The 16,067-nt window shown below is 46.7% G+C and carries 12 protein-coding genes; 2 read left to right on the top strand and 10 right to left on the bottom strand.

The window, feature by feature from the left end; translation table 11 throughout:
* The first annotated feature begins 69 nt into the window (after nt 1-69).
* Nucleotides 70-1,875 carry a long-chain fatty acid--CoA ligase gene (locus DXB63_RS01820; protein ID WP_122124654.1) on the top strand — a complete coding sequence of 602 codons (1,806 nt, stop codon included), beginning with the start codon at nt 70-72 and terminating at the stop codon, nt 1,873-1,875.
* A gap of 570 nt (nt 1,876-2,445) precedes the next feature.
* Here DXB63_RS01820 and DXB63_RS01815 read toward each other — a convergent pair.
* Nucleotides 2,446-4,650 (bottom strand): sodium-translocating pyrophosphatase, encoded by a 2,205-nt coding sequence (locus DXB63_RS01815; protein WP_122124653.1) that lies wholly within the window; start codon nt 4,648-4,650, stop codon nt 2,446-2,448.
* 566 nt (nt 4,651-5,216) lie between these two features.
* On the opposite strand from DXB63_RS01815, the gene DXB63_RS01810 reads away from it, so the two are divergent.
* The gene (locus DXB63_RS01810) at nt 5,217-6,242 is read left to right on the top strand and encodes an acyltransferase family protein (RefSeq protein WP_122124652.1); all 1,026 of its coding nucleotides are present in this window, start codon (nt 5,217-5,219) and stop codon (nt 6,240-6,242) included.
* 24 nt (nt 6,243-6,266) lie between these two features.
* Here DXB63_RS01810 and DXB63_RS01805 read toward each other — a convergent pair whose 3' ends face one another.
* The 9 genes from DXB63_RS01805 to DXB63_RS01770 form a co-directional block, all read right to left on the bottom strand.
* The gene (locus DXB63_RS01805; protein WP_122124651.1) at nt 6,267-7,481 is read right to left on the bottom strand and encodes an aminotransferase class V-fold PLP-dependent enzyme; all 1,215 of its coding nucleotides are present in this window, start codon (nt 7,479-7,481) and stop codon (nt 6,267-6,269) included.
* 12 nt (nt 7,482-7,493) lie between these two features.
* Nucleotides 7,494-8,840 carry a Fe-S cluster assembly protein SufD gene (sufD, locus tag DXB63_RS01800; RefSeq protein WP_122124650.1) on the bottom strand — a complete coding sequence of 449 codons (1,347 nt, stop codon included), beginning with the start codon at nt 8,838-8,840 and terminating at the stop codon, nt 7,494-7,496.
* A gap of 69 nt (nt 8,841-8,909) precedes the next feature.
* On the bottom strand, nt 8,910-9,341 hold the full coding sequence (locus DXB63_RS01795; RefSeq protein WP_122124649.1) for a GxxExxY protein: 432 nt from the start codon (nt 9,339-9,341) through the stop codon (nt 8,910-8,912).
* 137 nt (nt 9,342-9,478) lie between these two features.
* Nucleotides 9,479-10,231 carry a Fe-S cluster assembly ATPase SufC gene (gene sufC / locus DXB63_RS01790; RefSeq protein WP_122124648.1) on the bottom strand — a complete coding sequence of 251 codons (753 nt, stop codon included), beginning with the start codon at nt 10,229-10,231 and terminating at the stop codon, nt 9,479-9,481.
* Between the two features lie 200 nt (nt 10,232-10,431).
* Nucleotides 10,432-11,940 carry a Fe-S cluster assembly protein SufB gene (sufB, locus tag DXB63_RS01785; protein WP_122124647.1) on the bottom strand — a complete coding sequence of 503 codons (1,509 nt, stop codon included), beginning with the start codon at nt 11,938-11,940 and terminating at the stop codon, nt 10,432-10,434.
* 3 nt (nt 11,941-11,943) lie between these two features.
* On the bottom strand, nt 11,944-12,444 hold the full coding sequence (locus DXB63_RS01780) for a CvpA family protein (protein WP_122124646.1): 501 nt from the start codon (nt 12,442-12,444) through the stop codon (nt 11,944-11,946).
* 241 nt (nt 12,445-12,685) lie between these two features.
* The gene (locus tag DXB63_RS17850; RefSeq protein ID WP_158563611.1) at nt 12,686-12,835 is read right to left on the bottom strand and encodes a hypothetical protein; all 150 of its coding nucleotides are present in this window, start codon (nt 12,833-12,835) and stop codon (nt 12,686-12,688) included.
* Nucleotides 12,836-12,981: 146 nt separating this feature from the next.
* Nucleotides 12,982-15,255 carry a leucine-rich repeat domain-containing protein gene (locus DXB63_RS01775; protein WP_122124645.1) on the bottom strand — a complete coding sequence of 758 codons (2,274 nt, stop codon included), beginning with the start codon at nt 15,253-15,255 and terminating at the stop codon, nt 12,982-12,984.
* 198 nt (nt 15,256-15,453) lie between these two features.
* Nucleotides 15,454-15,657, bottom strand: coding sequence for a hypothetical protein (locus DXB63_RS01770; protein WP_147332242.1), 204 nt, complete (start codon nt 15,655-15,657; stop codon nt 15,454-15,456).
* Nucleotides 15,658-16,067 lie beyond the last annotated feature (410 nt).

Genomic DNA, 16,067 nt, shown 5'->3' with positions numbered 1-16,067 from the left:
TTCGGGAGATTTATAATCAATAATTGCAAATTAAACCCTACCTTTGCCTTTACATATAAAATTTATAATATGGCTTATCATCATTTATCTGTTCTGGTTCACCGTCAGGCAGAAAAATATGGCGAACGTATTGCCTTAAAATACAGGGATTACGAGAAATCGCAATGGATTCCTATTACTTGGAACCAATTTTCGCACACTGTAAAAATAGCAGCTAATGCTATGGTGGAACTTGGTGTAACTGAAGAAGAAAACATAGGAATATTCTCCCAAAATAAGCCCGAATGTCTTTTTACGGACTTTGCCGCATTTGCAAACCGGGCTGTTACCATTCCATTATATGCAACAAGTTCACCGGCTCAAGTGCAATATATCGTAAATGACGCCGGTATCCGTTTTTTATTTGTCGGAGAACAATATCAATACGATGCGGCTTTCGGCATATTCGGCCTGTGCCACTCATTAACGCAGCTCATTATTTTTGATCGTTCCGTTCGGCTTGATCCACGGGATATGACTTCGATTTACTTTGATGACTTCCTGAAAAAAGGAGAAGAAGAACAGCATAAAGCATTAATTGCAGAAAGGACATCACGTGCTACGGAAGACGATTTAGCAAATATCCTTTATACATCCGGTACAACAGGAGAGCCCAAAGGTGTCATGCTGCATCATTCCTGCTACCTGGAAGCATTTAAAATACATGATATACGTTTAACAAAAATGTCAGATCAGGATGTTTCCATGAACTTCCTGCCAATGACGCACGTATTTGAGAAAGCGTGGGTATATCTTTGTGTTCATAAAGGGGTACAGGTCTGTATAAATCTCCGTCCTGCCGATATTCAAACGACCATTAAAGAAATCCGCCCAACCCTAATGTGCAGTGTTCCCCGTTTCTGGGAAAAAGTATATGCAGGAGTACAGGAGAAAATAGCGGAAACAACCGGACTGAAAAAGAAACTAATGCTGGATGCAATCCGAATCGGTAGAATTCATAATATAGACTATTTGCGTGTAGGTAAAACTCCTCCGTTAAGTATTCAAATCCGTTATAAATTCTACGAAAAGACCATATACAATCTTCTGAAAAAGACGATCGGGATCGAAAATGGCAACTTCTTCCCAACAGCAGGTGCGGCTGTGCCGGATGAGATTTGTGAATTTGTTCATTCCGTTGGCATTGATATGCTTGTGGGATACGGTCTGACCGAATCTACAGCAACCGTTTCTTGTACTTCACAAACAGGTTATACCATTGGTTCCGTAGGACAGCCTATGCCCAATGTTGAAGTGAAAATCGGAGAAAACAATGAAATTCTTCTTCGTGGGAAAACAATTACAAAAGGATATTATAAGAAAGCAGAAGCCACTGCCGAAGCGATTGATGAAGACGGTTGGTTCCACACCGGTGATGCCGGATATATGAAAGATGGAGAATTATATCTAACCGAACGTATCAAAGATTTATTCAAAACATCTAATGGAAAATATATTGCGCCACAAGCCATTGAGACTAAGTTGGTTATTGACCGTTATATAGACCAAATTGCAATCATCGCCGATCAACGTAAGTTTGTATCCGCGCTGATAGTACCGGTTTATCCTTTTGTTGAAGACTATGCCCAGAAAAAAGGAATTGCATATTCCTCTTTAGAGGAGTTATTGCAGCATCCTAAAATAATAGGATTATTCAAAGCGCGTATCGATACATTGCAACAAGCATTTGCACACTACGAACAGATCAAACGTTTCACATTACTTCCTCATCCATTCAGTTTGGAAAAAGGAGAACTGACCAATACTTTGAAAGTAAAGCGTAATGTTTTAAATGCAAACTATGCAAAAGAAATAGAGAGAATGTACGAAGAGTAATAGACAAGAATTTAGTCTACTTTATAAGTTTAAAGATGCCCTAGAAATCGGGGTTATTATTATGCTATTCAACATACGGTCGATTGTCTGCAAACTCCTATCGTTTGCAAACAATCGACCGTATCTTTGTTTGTAATCGTCCTTATGTTTTTTTCAATCAACCCGATGATTGTAAAAAACATCAAGGTGTTTGAAAAAAACATCGAGGTGTTTGTTGATGAAAACAGTATAAAAAACAAATTGCTTCCATTTAACCTTCAGTCTTTCAGCTTGCAAATTTATATTTGATTATCAGCGCATTATCCTGAACTTTCTTCAGAGAAAAGATTCAGCCGATGATGAGCGATAATAAGCATTGAGTAAACTTGCTGAAGGATTCCATCTTTCAGGATAACTCATTCAGTATCAATATAAAACAAGTAGACTGAAGGATGAAAGTTATAGGTTATTGTTGCTCTGAGAATATACGAAGAAAGAGATATTTAAGCTATCTTTTATAAACACCAAGTAAGACAAAAAAGCCGGACTATATTCACATATAATCCGACCTAAGGGTAAAAGTATTAACAATCAAAACAAGCTCCAAGCAACGGTGAGTCCTGCCATAACAATGGCAACCATACTCATCAACTTAATAAGTATATTAAGACTCGGGCCGGAGGTATCTTTAAACGGGTCACCTACGGTATCCCCTACAACAGTAGCTTTGTGAACCTTGCTACCTTTACCTCCGAAATTTCCTTCTTCCACATATTTTTTGGCATTATCCCAAGCACCTCCGGCATTAGCCATGAAGATAGCCAGTACAAAACCTGAACTCAAACCTCCTATCAATAATCCCAAAACTCCCGGTACACCAAATATCAATCCCGTAAAGATCGGGGCAACTATTGCCAATAAAGACGGTATCACCATTTCCCGTTGCGCACCTTTTGTAGAAATAGCTACACAACGTTCATAATCCGGCTCCCTTTCACCGGTCAGGATTCCCTTTATTTCGTGAAACTGGCGACGCACTTCATCTACCATGTGCGCAGCAGCACGACCTACCGCATTCATGGTCAGTCCGCAGAATAGGAATGCCATCATACTACCCATGAACATACCCGAAAGCACTTTAGGATTCATTAAAGTAACATCATAATAGTTCATGAAATCAACGAAAGAAGCTTTGGCTGTCTCTATAACGTCTCCATTCGGGAGAATCATTTCAGATATGTCTATACGGGTAAGTCCGATACGTATCTCTTCGATGTAAGAAGCAAGCAATGCCAAACCTGTCAACGCCGCCGAACCAATGGCAAAACCTTTTCCGGTAGCAGCTGTTGTATTACCTAAAGAATCAAGCGCATCCGTGCGTTTACGTACTTCCTCTCCCAATCCACTCATTTCTGCATTACCTCCGGCATTATCGGCAATCGGACCATAAGCATCGGTAGCCAAAGTTATTCCTAAGGTAGAAAGCATCCCGACAGCAGCGATACCGATACCATACAAGCCCATGCCCACATTGGCAAAGTCGAAGCCCGAAGCCAACATATAAGAGGCAATGATACCTACTACAACTGCCAAAACCGGAATAGCAGTTGACAACATGCCCAAACCTATACCCGAAATAATCACAGTAGCCGGACCAGTCTTACCGCTCTCGGCAAGTTTCTTTGTCGGTTTATAAGATTGCGATGTATAATACTCTGTGGAACGACCTATCACGATACCAACCAACAAACCAACAACAACCGCACAGGATATATATACCCAATTATCCAACTGTAATATCCAAAGAATAAAGAATGTAGCAATCACAATCAAGACTGAACTCAAGTTTGTTCCGAAAGCCAAAGAGTTAAGTAAATCCTTCATTTTCGCATTTTCTTTCGTACGTACCGAGAAAATACCTATAATAGACAAGATGATACCTACCGCAGCAATCAACATCGGAGCGATAACCGCCTTAAATTGCATGGCAACGTCGGAAGTATGAATAAACGCCGCAGCACCCAAGGCCGCTGTAGCTAAAATAGAGCCGCAATACGATTCATATAAGTCGGCTCCCATACCGGCAACATCACCCACATTATCACCCACATTATCGGCAATAGTCGCCGGATTGCGAGGATCATCTTCCGGAATTCCGGCTTCTACTTTACCCACAAGATCTGCACCGACATCGGCAGCCTTTGTATAAATACCGCCACCCACACGGGCAAACAATGCTTGTGTACTAGCTCCCATACCGAAAGTAAGCATCGTTGTCGTTATCATACAAAGTTTATGAGTAGGAGTCAATACATCTTCGGGGATAGCCCAATTCAATAGCAAATACCAGAAAGATATGTCAAGCAGACCAAGTCCTACAACCACTAAGCCCATCACCGCACCACTGCGAAAAGCGATACGAAGTCCGGCATTCAGCGAATCACGTGCCGCATTAGCAGTACGTGCCGAAGCGTAAGTTGCCGTCTTCATCCCTAGGAATCCGGAAAGCCCGGAGAAGAAACCTCCGGTAAGGAAAGCGATGGGAACCCAACCGTTTTGCACTCCAAAACCGTAAGCCATGATAGAAAACAGAATAACCAATCCCAGAAAAACAAAACCGACAATCTTATACTGTTGTCTCAGATAAGACATAGCCCCCTTACGCACTGCCGCCGCTATCTTTATCATTTGAGGAGTTCCTTCACTCTCTTTCATCATCTGTTTATGAAAATAGTAGGCGAAACAAAGCGCCAGAACGGAGGCTACGGGTACAAGCCAGAACAGAATACTTTCCATAGTGTTATATTTATTAAGGATTACAATGTGCTAAAGATATTCATTCTACATGAAAAAGACAAGAAAAAAGAAAAGAATGTGCCAAAAGCTATATTTATTTTAAGGCAGAATTGCTATTTTTGCATCGAAATACAAGAAAATAAAATAGTATTCACGATTTATCCTTTCTTAGTTAAACGACCAATTTAAACCAAGCGTAAAGGAATAGATTCGATGAATACGTCTGCATAGGCGTATTCCTAAAATTTGTTCAATTGCGCAACGGTGCTTGGTCGTACCTTCTAAGAGTTGAACTAAATTGAAGGGATACGCTTTTATTATTAGAAACCAATAAACATGACAGCCTATGTAACAAAACACATCGATAAAATAATGCTTCGCCTGCATTTCTCTCTTAGATAAACGACCAATTTAATCCTAACAGCGCAGAGAAAGATTAATGGGTGAATGGTTACCGTTTCTAATTTATTGTGATACGGCACTTTTCGCTTTCCTATTTCTCTCCAGAGAATGCAAAGGAAGTGCACAACTTTTTAGTCAATCACAATAAATTAAAACATTTTCTAATGAAAACACGTATTCCGGCATTTGATGCAGTTAAATCATTTGCCATTTTCCTTGTTGTATGGGGACATTCCATTCAATACTTAATGCCACATGATTTTTTCCACAACCCTATGTTTGAACTTATCTACGCCTTCCACATGCCACTGTTCATGATGGTTTCCGGTTTCTTCGCATTCTCTTCGACAAAGTCTACATTCATCAAAATGATTAAGCATAAGTTCATACAGTTGATTCTGCCCTGTATCTCATGGGGAATTCTCTCTATACTTCTGCACACGGTCAAAATAGTGTTCAAAGGAAAGGCCTTGAATATAAACACATTGGCAGCTAGTATCTATCATACATTAAACGGAAACTACTGGTTTCTAAAATCCTTATTCTGCTGTTATCTCATTTTCAATATTCTGTTTAGGTTATCCCACAGAAACACAATCTTTCTTGTTATCGCTTGTTTGCTCACAACTATTAGTACCGGAAAATACAGCATCTCTTTCATGTTCCCATTCTTTTGCATAGGAATCTTACTTAATCATTATTCGGATTGGTTACAATCACACTTGAAACCGATCGCTTATATAAGTGCTGTCCTATTTATCGGTATGTATCTGTTTTGGGACGGTAATTATACCGTTTATCAAAGTCCTTCTTTTACATTCAACTATTTTCTGAAAGGAGATGCCTTATCAGTGGCAGTTATCACTACTTTCCGGTTTCTGATTGGGTTGGCAGGAAGTCTGTGCTCTATCAGTCTATTCATGTTGTGGGGAAGAAGAGAACGACAGCATAGGCTTTGGAATATCCTATGCCGTTACGGAAGATATACGTTAGGTATCTATATCTTGCAATCACTTATTTTGGAAGGACAACTTTCGAAAATCGGTTTAAGGAATATGAATATGGCTTTATATGATTTCGTTGCCACTCCGGTCATCGCATTGATTACAATTATTCTATGTATTCTTTTAATTCGTTGCATCGAGAGATACCGGTTACCCTCTTTGTGGCTGCTGGGGAAGGAGAAATAGCCTCTAAATTTCTCCAACCGCAGCTTAAAACATTTTACGTACCCGTTCGATACCTGCTACCAAGGCATCCACTTCTTCTTTCGTATTATACAAAGCGAAAGAAGCCCTGACCGTACCTTCTATACCTAACCGTTGCATCAGTGGTTGGGCACAATGGTGTCCGGTACGAACGGCTATACCCAAACGGTCAAGCAAAGTACCCATATCCAAATGGTGAATATTACCTACAAGGAAGGAGATGACAGCGTCTTTATTTTCCGCCTCGCCAAAGATACGCATATCGGGGATTCGTTTCAACTGTTGCATGGCATAGACGGTCAGTTCTCTTTCATGAGCATTAATATGATCCATTTCGATTGCCGAAACATAGTCGAGTGCACGGGCAAGGGCAGTGGTACCGATATAATCAGGTGTACCGGCCTCGAATTTAAAAGGTAGTTCGTTGAAGACGGTCTTCTCGAAGCTGACCGTCTGAATCATCTCACCTCCTCCCTGATAGGGTGGCAACTTATCAAGCCATTCTTCTTTTCCGTAAAGCACTCCGACACCTGTCGGTCCATATATCTTATGACCGGAGAAAGCATAGAAGTCGGCATCCAAATCACGGACATCGACCTTCATGTGAGGCACGGATTGCGCTCCGTCCACCATAACAGGGACACCATGTGCGTGTGCCACAGCTATCATTTCTTTGACGGGATTGACCGTGCCGAGCACATTGGATACGTGGGTTACAGCAACAATCTTTGTCCGGTCGGAGAACAGCTTCGCATACTCATCCTGCAAAAGCTCCCCCTTGTCATTCATCGGGATTACCTTGATGCTGATGCCTTTGCGGGCGGCAAGCATCTGCCAGGGTACGATATTGCTGTGATGTTCCATGACGGAAACGATTACTTCGTCACCTTCACTCATAAACTCCTCTCCGAAAGAAGTCACTAATAGGTTGATGCTCTCCGTCGTGCCTCGTGTGAAGATGATCTCATTGGAACTCTTTGCGTTAAGGAACTTACGGACAGTCTCACGGGAAGCTTCATGCAGCTCCGTTGCCTGTTGAGAGAGGAAATGAACGCCACGATGGACATTGGCATTTACCGAATAATACTCTTCCGTGATGGCATCTACCACACAACGGGGTTTCTGGGTAGTAGCTCCGTTATCCAAATAAATCAGAGGCTTTCCGTACACCTCACGTTGGAGTATGGGGAAGTCTTCACGTATCTTTTGTATATCGTACATAATCTAAAGGTCTTATTTACAGATGGCACATCCCTGACATTTATTCAGCTCCCCACGGAAACGTTTCTCCACCAACAGATGCAGACGGTCTTTCAAGGCATCCAGACGGATATTGTCGATTACTTCATTCACGAAGGCGAACATCAGCAGCAGGCGTGCTTCTTTTTCGGCAATGCCACGAGCACGCATATAGAACAGTGCATTTTCATCCAACTGACCAACGGTTGCACCATGCGAACATTTCACGTCGTCGGCATAGATTTCCAACTGAGGTTGGGTGTACATACGGGCTTCGCGGGTGGCACACAGGTTGCGGTTCGTCTGCTGTGAATTGGTATGTTGTGCGTCAGGACGAACTAATACTAATCCGGCAAATGCTCCGGTGGATTGGTCATCGAGCACATACTTGAACAGTTCATTACTGTTGCAGTCGGGCACAGCATGGTCAATGAACGTGTTGTTGTCCACATGTTGGTTCTTATCGGTTATCGCCATTCCGCAGAGGTTGATTTCAGCATGCGGTCCGGCAAGGGTGACTTCGGTCGTGTTGCGTGTCGTACCGTTGTGAAGGGTCATGCCGTTAAGAAGTACATTACTGTTAGCTTCTTGCTTCACATACATATTGCTGATGCGTATGGATGAAGTATGGGTTTCCTCCAATTCGTACAAGTCGAATACACTATCTTGTCCGGCAAATACTTCAATGACTTGTGTGGCAAGGAAGTTCACATTATCCATTGCATGGTCGCAAATAAGCAGGCGTGCCTGTGCAGCCTCCTCAAGAATGATAAGCACACGACGGTTCACCATGAAATCGACGTCGGCACGAAGGACATTCACTAACTGTATGGGCTTGTCCACCACCACTCCTTTAGGAACGTAGAGCAACACGCCATCTTGTGCAAAAGTTGTATTGAAAGCGGTCACGCCGTCTTTAGAGGTATCGGCGAGCTTACCGTAATACTTCTTCACCAACTCGGGATACTGTGCCGCCATTTCTTTCAGGCTACCCATCAGGACACCTTCCGGAAGATGCGACTTTGGCAGTATGTCATTGTAAAAGGTATCGTTGACCACAAAGTAGAGTTGCGTGCTCATGTTGGGCACGTCGCACTTGAATACTTCATAGGGATTAACGGGTATCTTCAACCGATTCAGGTTCAAACCGTAATCGGGCTCAAATAATCGGCTTATATCCGTATATTTATATTTCTCCTGCTTACGGGTGGGAAAGCCTAACCGTTCAAAGTCGGCAAAAGCACGGGCACGGGGAGCGTTCATAGCCTCGGCACTGTGGCGGCATATCATGTCCTCGCATTGCGAGAAGAGGTCGATGTATTGCTGTTCAGGTTTATTCATTGTTCTATCATCTTTTAGAGAGAACTCAGGTTCGCGGATGACGCTGATCGGGCTGATGAAGACGGATTCTTAATCTTCATCCCAATCGTCGTTATCGTCATACTGCGGACGATGATGTTCTTTGATATTATTGGCAAACACTTTACGCTTAAATTCAGGTCTGGCACCGAAGTTCAACAGAAGTCCGACTTCTATCTCTGTAGCCTTCAGATAATTCTGCAATTGCATTTCATGTGCTTCGGATAACTCTTTTACGGCTTTCAGCTCCAATATGACTCTACCCTCCACAATGATATCTGCTATATATTTACCTACAACATCTCCTTTGTAGATAACATCAATGGGATAGAGTGCGTTGCATAACAAGCCTCTACGTCCCAACTCCTTGTACAACGCATTCTGATAAACTTGCTCAAGGAAGCCGAAACCAAGTTCATTGTACACGTCATAAAAAGCTGCCAGTACCTGCTCTGTTATTGCTCTATGTAAAAGGGTTACCATTCTATCTGTTTTAATACTTTCTTTCTAACTAAGACCGATGGTTCGCGGATAACACTGATTGAGCTGATCAGAACGGATTTAAGATAATTAATCCGTCTTCACGTTATCCGCGAACCTTGCTCTTAAAGAGTTCTACTTCATTCTCCCACTTCTTCCTTAATCCAATCATAGCCTCGCTTCTCCAACTCGAGTGCCAACTCCGGACCTGCAGTCTTTACGATGCGGCCTTTGTAGAGCACATGAACGATGTCCGGCTTGATATAGTCCAGCAGGCGTTGGTAGTGGGTGATGACGATCGTGCTGGTTTCGGGCGTCTTGAGCTTGTTCACCCCTTCGGCTACGATGCGCAGGGCGTCAATGTCAAGACCGGAATCGGTCTCGTCGAGGATACTGAGACGGGGCTCGAGCATCGCCATCTGGAAGATCTCGTTGCGCTTCTTCTCACCGCCGCTGAAACCTTCGTTCACACTTCGGTTCGCCAACTTGTTGTCCAGCTCTACGACGGCGCGCTTCTCACGCATCAGTTTCAGGAACTCCGATGCCGACAGGGCGGGCAGACCTTTGTATTTCCGCTGCTCGTTGACGGCGGCACGCATGAAGTTCACCATGCTCACACCGGGTATCTCCACCGGGTACTGGAAGCTCAGGAAAATGCCTTCGTGGCTACGATCTTCGGGGCTGAGTTCCAAGAGGTTCTTGCCGTAGAAAGTCACACTGCCCTTTGTCACTTCGAATGCGGGGTTACCCACGAGGACGGACGAGAGCGTACTCTTGCCCGAGCCGTTCGGCCCCATGATGGCGTGCACCTCGCCCGGCTTCACGGTGAGGTCGATGCCTTTCAGTATCTCTTTGCCGTTGATGGCGGCATGTAAGTCTTTGATCTCTAACATTGCTATATCTGTTCTTTATTATTGTTTCTATTCATATAGGCGTGAACACATAGGCGTGCACCACCGCACCTGCATAGACGTGCATATACCGCACCCTATGCGCGGGCATATAGCGTACCCTATGCACGGGCATATAGCGTACCCTATGCGCGTGCGCCACCGCACCTGCATAGGCGTGCACCACCGCACGGGCATAGGCTTCATCCTACGCTCCCCTCCAGGGAGATGGTCAGCAGTTTCTGAGCTTCTACGGCAAATTCCATCGGGAGCTTGTTGAGTACCTCTTTGGCATAACCGTTCACGATCAGACCGACGGCGTCTTCCGTCGAGATACCCCGCTGGTTGCAGTAGAATATCTGGTCTTCGTTTATCTTGGAAGTGGTCGCTTCATGCTCCACTACGGCCGTTTCGTTATGAATGTCCATATACGGGAAAGTATGCGCACCGCATTTGTCGCCGAGCAACAGGGAGTCACATTGACTGTAATTACGTGCACCGGTAGCTTTCTCCGCCACACGAACCAATCCCCGGTAGGCATTCTGCGAATGTCCGGCAGAGATACCTTTACTGACGATGGTACTGCGGGTGTTCTTACCCAGATGAATCATCTTCGTACCCGTGTCCGCCTGCTGATGATTGTTGGTCACGGCTACGGAGTAGAACTCTGCCGTAGAGTTGTCACCGGTAAGGATGCAGCTCGGATACTTCCACGTAATGGCACTTCCCGTCTCCACCTGCGTCCACGAGAGCTTGGAGTCCGTGCCCTTGCAGTTGCCGCGCTTGGTGACGAAGTTGTACACACCTCCACGTCCTTCGGCATCACCCGGATACCAATTCTGAACTGTGGAGTATTTCACCTCCGCACGGTCATGAACAACGATTTCCACGATGGCGGCGTGCAGTTGGTTCTCATCACGCATCGGTGCGGTGCAACCTTCCAAGTAGGATACATAGCTGTCATCATCCGCCACGATAAGCGTGCGTTCAAACTGCCCCGTGTTGGCTGCGTTGATACGGAAGTAAGTGGATAGCTCCATCGGGCAACGCACCCCTTTGGGTATATAGACGAACGAGCCGTCGGAGAACACTGCCGAGTTAAGGGCGGCAAAGAAGTTGTCACGATAGCCTACCACGCTACCGAGGTATTTCTTCACCAAGTCGGGATGCTCCCTCACCGCTTCGCTGAACGAGCAGAAGATGATACCTTTCTCCATCAGCGTCTCTTTGAAAGTAGTCTTCACGGAGACGGAGTCCATCACCGCGTCTACCGCCATGCCACTGAGTGCCATCTGCTCTTCGAGTGGGATGCCGAGCTTGTTGAACGTCTTAATCAGTTCGGGATCTACCTCATCCATCGACTTCGGCCCTTCTTTCTTCTTGGTAGGGTCTGCATAATATGAGATAGCCTGATAATCTATTTCGGGTATATCGAGATGCGCCCATGTAGGCATTTCCAGCGTAAGCCAATGGCGGTAAGCCTTGAGACGGAACTCCAGCAACCATTCCGGCTCCTCCTTCTTGGCGGAGATTAGGCGGACGATGTCTTCATTCAACCCCGTAGGTATGATGTCCGTATGTACATCGGTGGTGAAGCCGTACTTGTACTTCTCCTCTGCCAGCTTCCGGACAAACTCATTCGAGGTCTTTCCCTTCTTCTCGTCCTCGCCTTCCTTCTTCGGTTTCTTATTATTGGGTTCTTCCTGTTGCATATCTTAGTTTATATATTGTTGTGTAACCTCTTTCACTGCGGGAAAGAACATCCCCACAAAGTTCTTCATCGGATAATATAACACGGACTGCTCCTTGTTTGTTCTACTGATAAGCCGGTTGTCCGAATCAACAAACTCCAGCACGTTGATGAACAATCCTATCAGGATAACATACTTCAACGCTCCCAGCACCAAACCCAGCAGACGGTTGACCGCCCCGAGCGAAACGGCCTCCAATGCTTTGGAGAATAATGCCGCCACCAGCGTAAATGCCAATGGCACCGCCATCCATATCACGACAAAGGAGATAATCTGCGCCACCGTCATCGAGTCCGTCACCGTAGGGCAAATCTTCTCTGCCAACGACATATACAATGCCTTTGCCGCAATCAGCCCCACTACCAGTCCCGCAATCATAGCCAACTGCTTGATGAATCCCTTGAACAGTCCCATGATTGCGCCTGCACCGATAATGATTACTATGATTATGTCTATGGTTGTCATTCCGCATGTATCTTAATGTGTCTGCAAATATAGCGGTTTTTAGCAATATGCGATTCATTTGCGGGCATATATTATCTAAACACAAAGCGCAAGCCACCCCACCACTCACCCGTTGTCAAGGTCTTCGCAAACCCTCTGCTATGGATAAAAGTGGTGTGTGCTTGCGCCGGAGCATACAGCTTGCACAATCGTTCTTATGAAGTAACGCCGTATGCAGCCTTGCCTACGCTTAGGCTAAGGATTAATCTCCCCAGAAGTTCTTGCCGGTATGCGGGGCGGGGTCATCGTTTATCGTAGGGGCGTCAATAGCGTTCTGGCTGACAGCTATCACGTCCTGTATCTCCATTTCTATCACTTCTATCGCTGGAGCGATGTATTCTATTGTTTTCATATCAGTTGTTGTTATTAATGTTATTACTCTTGTTCCTGTCCCCCCGCTTGAGCGGGGGTTAGGGGGGGTGTGAATCTTCTTTCGCCAAGCGATGGCAGGGGAAATTTCACACACCCCTCATTCCCCGCTCAAGCGGGGAGGCTTGATTACCTTACCACTTCCTTCACCCCGTTCACGATATAGATGCCTCTTTCAAGCCCGTCCAACCGTTGCTCGTACTCGCTTGCGGGAACCGTGCGTAGCAGACGCCCGTCTATACTGTAAACATAGCTTACGGCAGGCACTTCCGTAGACGAAGCACCAACGGAAGCCTCACGTATCCCCGTAGCCCCGTCATCGCCGCCTTTGATTACCAATCGCGGCGCACTCATAGCGGCAGAGGTATTCCCTTTGATATAGGCACGGAAAGGATGCACCCCGCCGCCATCCGCGTAGAGCTCGAAGCTGCTGCCGGTGATGGTGCTGCCCGTCTTCTCGTTGTAGAGCAGGTAGAGGTTATCGGCCTGATAGTCGCTCAGCGTGCCGTACATCGAGTATTGGCTGCCCTCGAGGGGCTGCTGCGTGTCGGGCGTCTTGTCGATGGTGGCATTGGCTGAGCTGACGAAGCGCACGGATGCACCTTGCAGGCTTGCGCCGATGAAATCACCGCCGGGCAGGGCTACGAGGTAGGGTTTGTAGGCCTCCACTGTGGCGGCGTTGGTGAGGACAACTTCGCCCGTGTTGGGGCTTTCGGCAAGGGTCTTGAGCAGGTATGCGCCATCCTTGCCGGTGGCGGCGGGGGTGAGGTTTTGATAGGCGGCACTATACATCTTCTGCGCGGTGGCGGCGAAGGGCAGGCAGAGGGTGTTCCATCCGCCTTGCTTGGTGGCATACGTCCATGTGCGGGTGTAGGTCATCGTGTAGTCGCCCATCGAGAACGCCTGCGGGCAATAGAAGGGGCAATAGTCACTACCGTACTTATCCTTCAGCGCAATGTCGCCCGTTGCCTTGCCGCCCACGATGACGTTCTTCCAATCGGTGGGGAGGGTGGAGACGTCCGTGCCTGTGGGCATGTATTTCAGGCAGTTGGGGTTGACAGCGTAGAATGCGTCCGTTGTAATGCTCGGCACGTTGCCTAATATCGCGTAAGTCAGGTTGGAGCATTGATAGAAAGCGTAGTAGAGGCTGCTCACGTTCTTGTACGTGCCCAGATTGGCGATGCGCTCCAGCGCGGTGCAGCCGGAGAAGGCATATTGGAAGGTGATGCTTTTGGTGGCATCGGCGGGCACGGGCAGGGTGATGTCCTTCAATGCCTCGCAACCTCTGAAGGTTTCGCTGAAGTTGCTCGCCTTGGTGTACTTGTCGAGATTGGCGATGCTTGTCAGTGCCTTGCAGCCCTTGAAGGCATTGTAGAAGGTAATGTCGGCATCGACAGTGCTGCCTTCCGGACAGAGGGTGACGCTTGGCAATAACTTGCAGCTCTCGAAGGTGCTGCTGAAGCTGCTTGCGTTCTTGAACTTGTCGAGGTTCACCACGCTCGTCAGCTTGAAGCATTGATAGAAGGTTTGCAAGAAGGTGACTTTAGCGGCAGTGCTGCCCTCCGGAAGGGTGACGCTCTCCAATACCGGGCAGTAGTAGAAGGTTCGTGAGAAGCTGCGCACGTTCTTGAACTTGTCGAGGTTCACCACGCTCGTCAACTTGCTACAGCCCTCGAAGGCGTTGCCGAAGTTGACACCGGCAGCGGCACTGCTGCCCGATGGGCTGAGGGTGACGCTCGTCAATATCGAGTTGGAGAAGGCATTGCTGAAACTGTTCACGTTGGTGAACTTGTCGATGTTCACGATGCTCGTCAGCTTGCTACAGTTCAGGAAAGCGGCGGAGAAGTCAACCTCATCGGCACTGCTGCCCGATGGACTGAGAGTGACGCTCTCTAATGACGAGCAGTCGGAGAAGGTACTGTTGAAACTGCTCACCTTGGTGAACTTGCTGAGGTTCGTCACGCTCTGCAATGCCGAGCAGCCCATGAAGACTTGCGAGAAGGTGGCTCCGCCCGGCGCCCCTCCTGCCGGCAGCTTGACCGTCGTCAGCGCGGTGCAGTTTTTGAACAGACCTATGAGTTGGTAGACCTCCGCGGCGCTCCACACAGCGGCGCTGAGGTCTGCCGTCAGCAGCGTGGCGTTCGTGTCGACAGTAGTGCCCGTGCCCAACGCCCCTTTCAGATAGCCTACCTGAGAGGATGTCCATGTGCCCGTGGCGGTGATGTCGGTGGCGTCCTTCAGCGCGTCTCCGGTGCCGGCGGCAGAGGCGAAGTTCAGCGTGTAGGAGGTTGTTCCTCCCTTCTTGTAGGTCACGATCGGGGTGGTGGTTGCCGCTTGGGCGGCTGTTGCCATCAGCAGCAATAGAGCTGTCAAAAGAATGGCGGTCTTTAGTAAATGTCTCATAATAATTATTTTAAGTTAATACAAAATGTTATTTATACTCATTGTTTCCTAGAAATTGTGAGGGGTTCTTCTCTCTTATTCCCCTCTCCTTATCGAAGAGAAGGGTTGTGCCACCCTATACTGTAATGGGGTACCGATACACTAGTGTAATGGTATACCGATACACGGGTGTAGTGGGGTACCGATACACAGGTGTACCTATACACAGGTCGGACGGACGTCGCTCAGAATAATGCGAGGCTCTTTCAAGGGTTTGCCGGACGTGCCCGTAGCTTGCGTGGAGATCTTCACGATGTAACGCTTGCCGACCTCCAATTGGCGGGTGTAATCATTCGGATTCTCTGTGAGTAGATTGGGAGTAGTGTTTCCACGTAGTTTCCCCGGTTTTACTTTCTTTGCCATACGTTTCATGGTATTAAAAGGTGAATACTAAAAACTTGTTTCCGACCGCACGTACACAAACAAGGCGTGAGCCACTGTCAGCTTATCCATCAGCCGGGTCTTCGCATTACCCATATCGCAGATAAGCAACAGTGCTCACGCCACATTCATATACAGAGGTCGTCCGCAGTTCCGTAAAAACCGGAAGAGGGGGACTCACTATAAACAAAGGACATGGGCGTTTGTTGCTATCATCTCTGCGACATCATTCAAAGTTGCGAAGTTCGGCTGATGCGAGATGATATTCCTAAACGCTTTCCGTTTCCATACGTCATCGCCTCCACCGCAGCGGAGGCAATCGCAAAGATAGGAAAATGCACCGGCTTATCAAACGATTGCGTAACATTTTCATGACAAAGGTATGGCAGTAT

The sequence above is a fragment of the Bacteroides sp. OM05-12 genome, assembly GCF_003438995.1.
Taxonomy (GTDB): domain Bacteria; phylum Bacteroidota; class Bacteroidia; order Bacteroidales; family Bacteroidaceae; genus Bacteroides.
The sequence above is the reverse complement of the archived record's forward strand: the minus strand, read 5'-3'. Positions and strand labels throughout refer to the sequence as shown.

Bases quoted from the DNA above. Each gene is read 5' to 3' on its own strand.
- DXB63_RS01780 (WP_122124646.1), bottom strand. From the start codon at position 12,444: ATGACAACCATAGACATAATCATAGTAATCATTATCGGTGCAGGCGCA.
- sufD (WP_122124650.1), bottom strand. From the start codon at position 8,840: ATGAATAAACCTGAACAGCAATACATCGACCTCTTCTCGCAATGCGAG.
- DXB63_RS01805 (WP_122124651.1), bottom strand. From the start codon at position 7,481: ATGTACGATATACAAAAGATACGTGAAGACTTCCCCATACTCCAACGT.
- DXB63_RS01795 (WP_122124649.1), bottom strand. From the start codon at position 9,341: ATGGTAACCCTTTTACATAGAGCAATAACAGAGCAGGTACTGGCAGCT.
- DXB63_RS01820 (WP_122124654.1), top strand. From the start codon at position 70: ATGGCTTATCATCATTTATCTGTTCTGGTTCACCGTCAGGCAGAAAAA.
- sufC (WP_122124648.1), bottom strand. From the start codon at position 10,231: ATGTTAGAGATCAAAGACTTACATGCCGCCATCAACGGCAAAGAGATA.
- DXB63_RS17850 (WP_158563611.1), bottom strand. From the start codon at position 12,835: ATGAAAACAATAGAATACATCGCTCCAGCGATAGAAGTGATAGAAATG.
- DXB63_RS01810 (WP_122124652.1), top strand. From the start codon at position 5,217: ATGAAAACACGTATTCCGGCATTTGATGCAGTTAAATCATTTGCCATT.
- DXB63_RS01775 (WP_122124645.1), bottom strand. From the start codon at position 15,255: ATGAGACATTTACTAAAGACCGCCATTCTTTTGACAGCTCTATTGCTG.
- DXB63_RS01815 (WP_122124653.1), bottom strand. From the start codon at position 4,650: ATGGAAAGTATTCTGTTCTGGCTTGTACCCGTAGCCTCCGTTCTGGCG.
- DXB63_RS01770 (WP_147332242.1), bottom strand. From the start codon at position 15,657: ATGGCAAAGAAAGTAAAACCGGGGAAACTACGTGGAAACACTACTCCC.
- sufB (WP_122124647.1), bottom strand. From the start codon at position 11,940: ATGCAACAGGAAGAACCCAATAATAAGAAACCGAAGAAGGAAGGCGAG.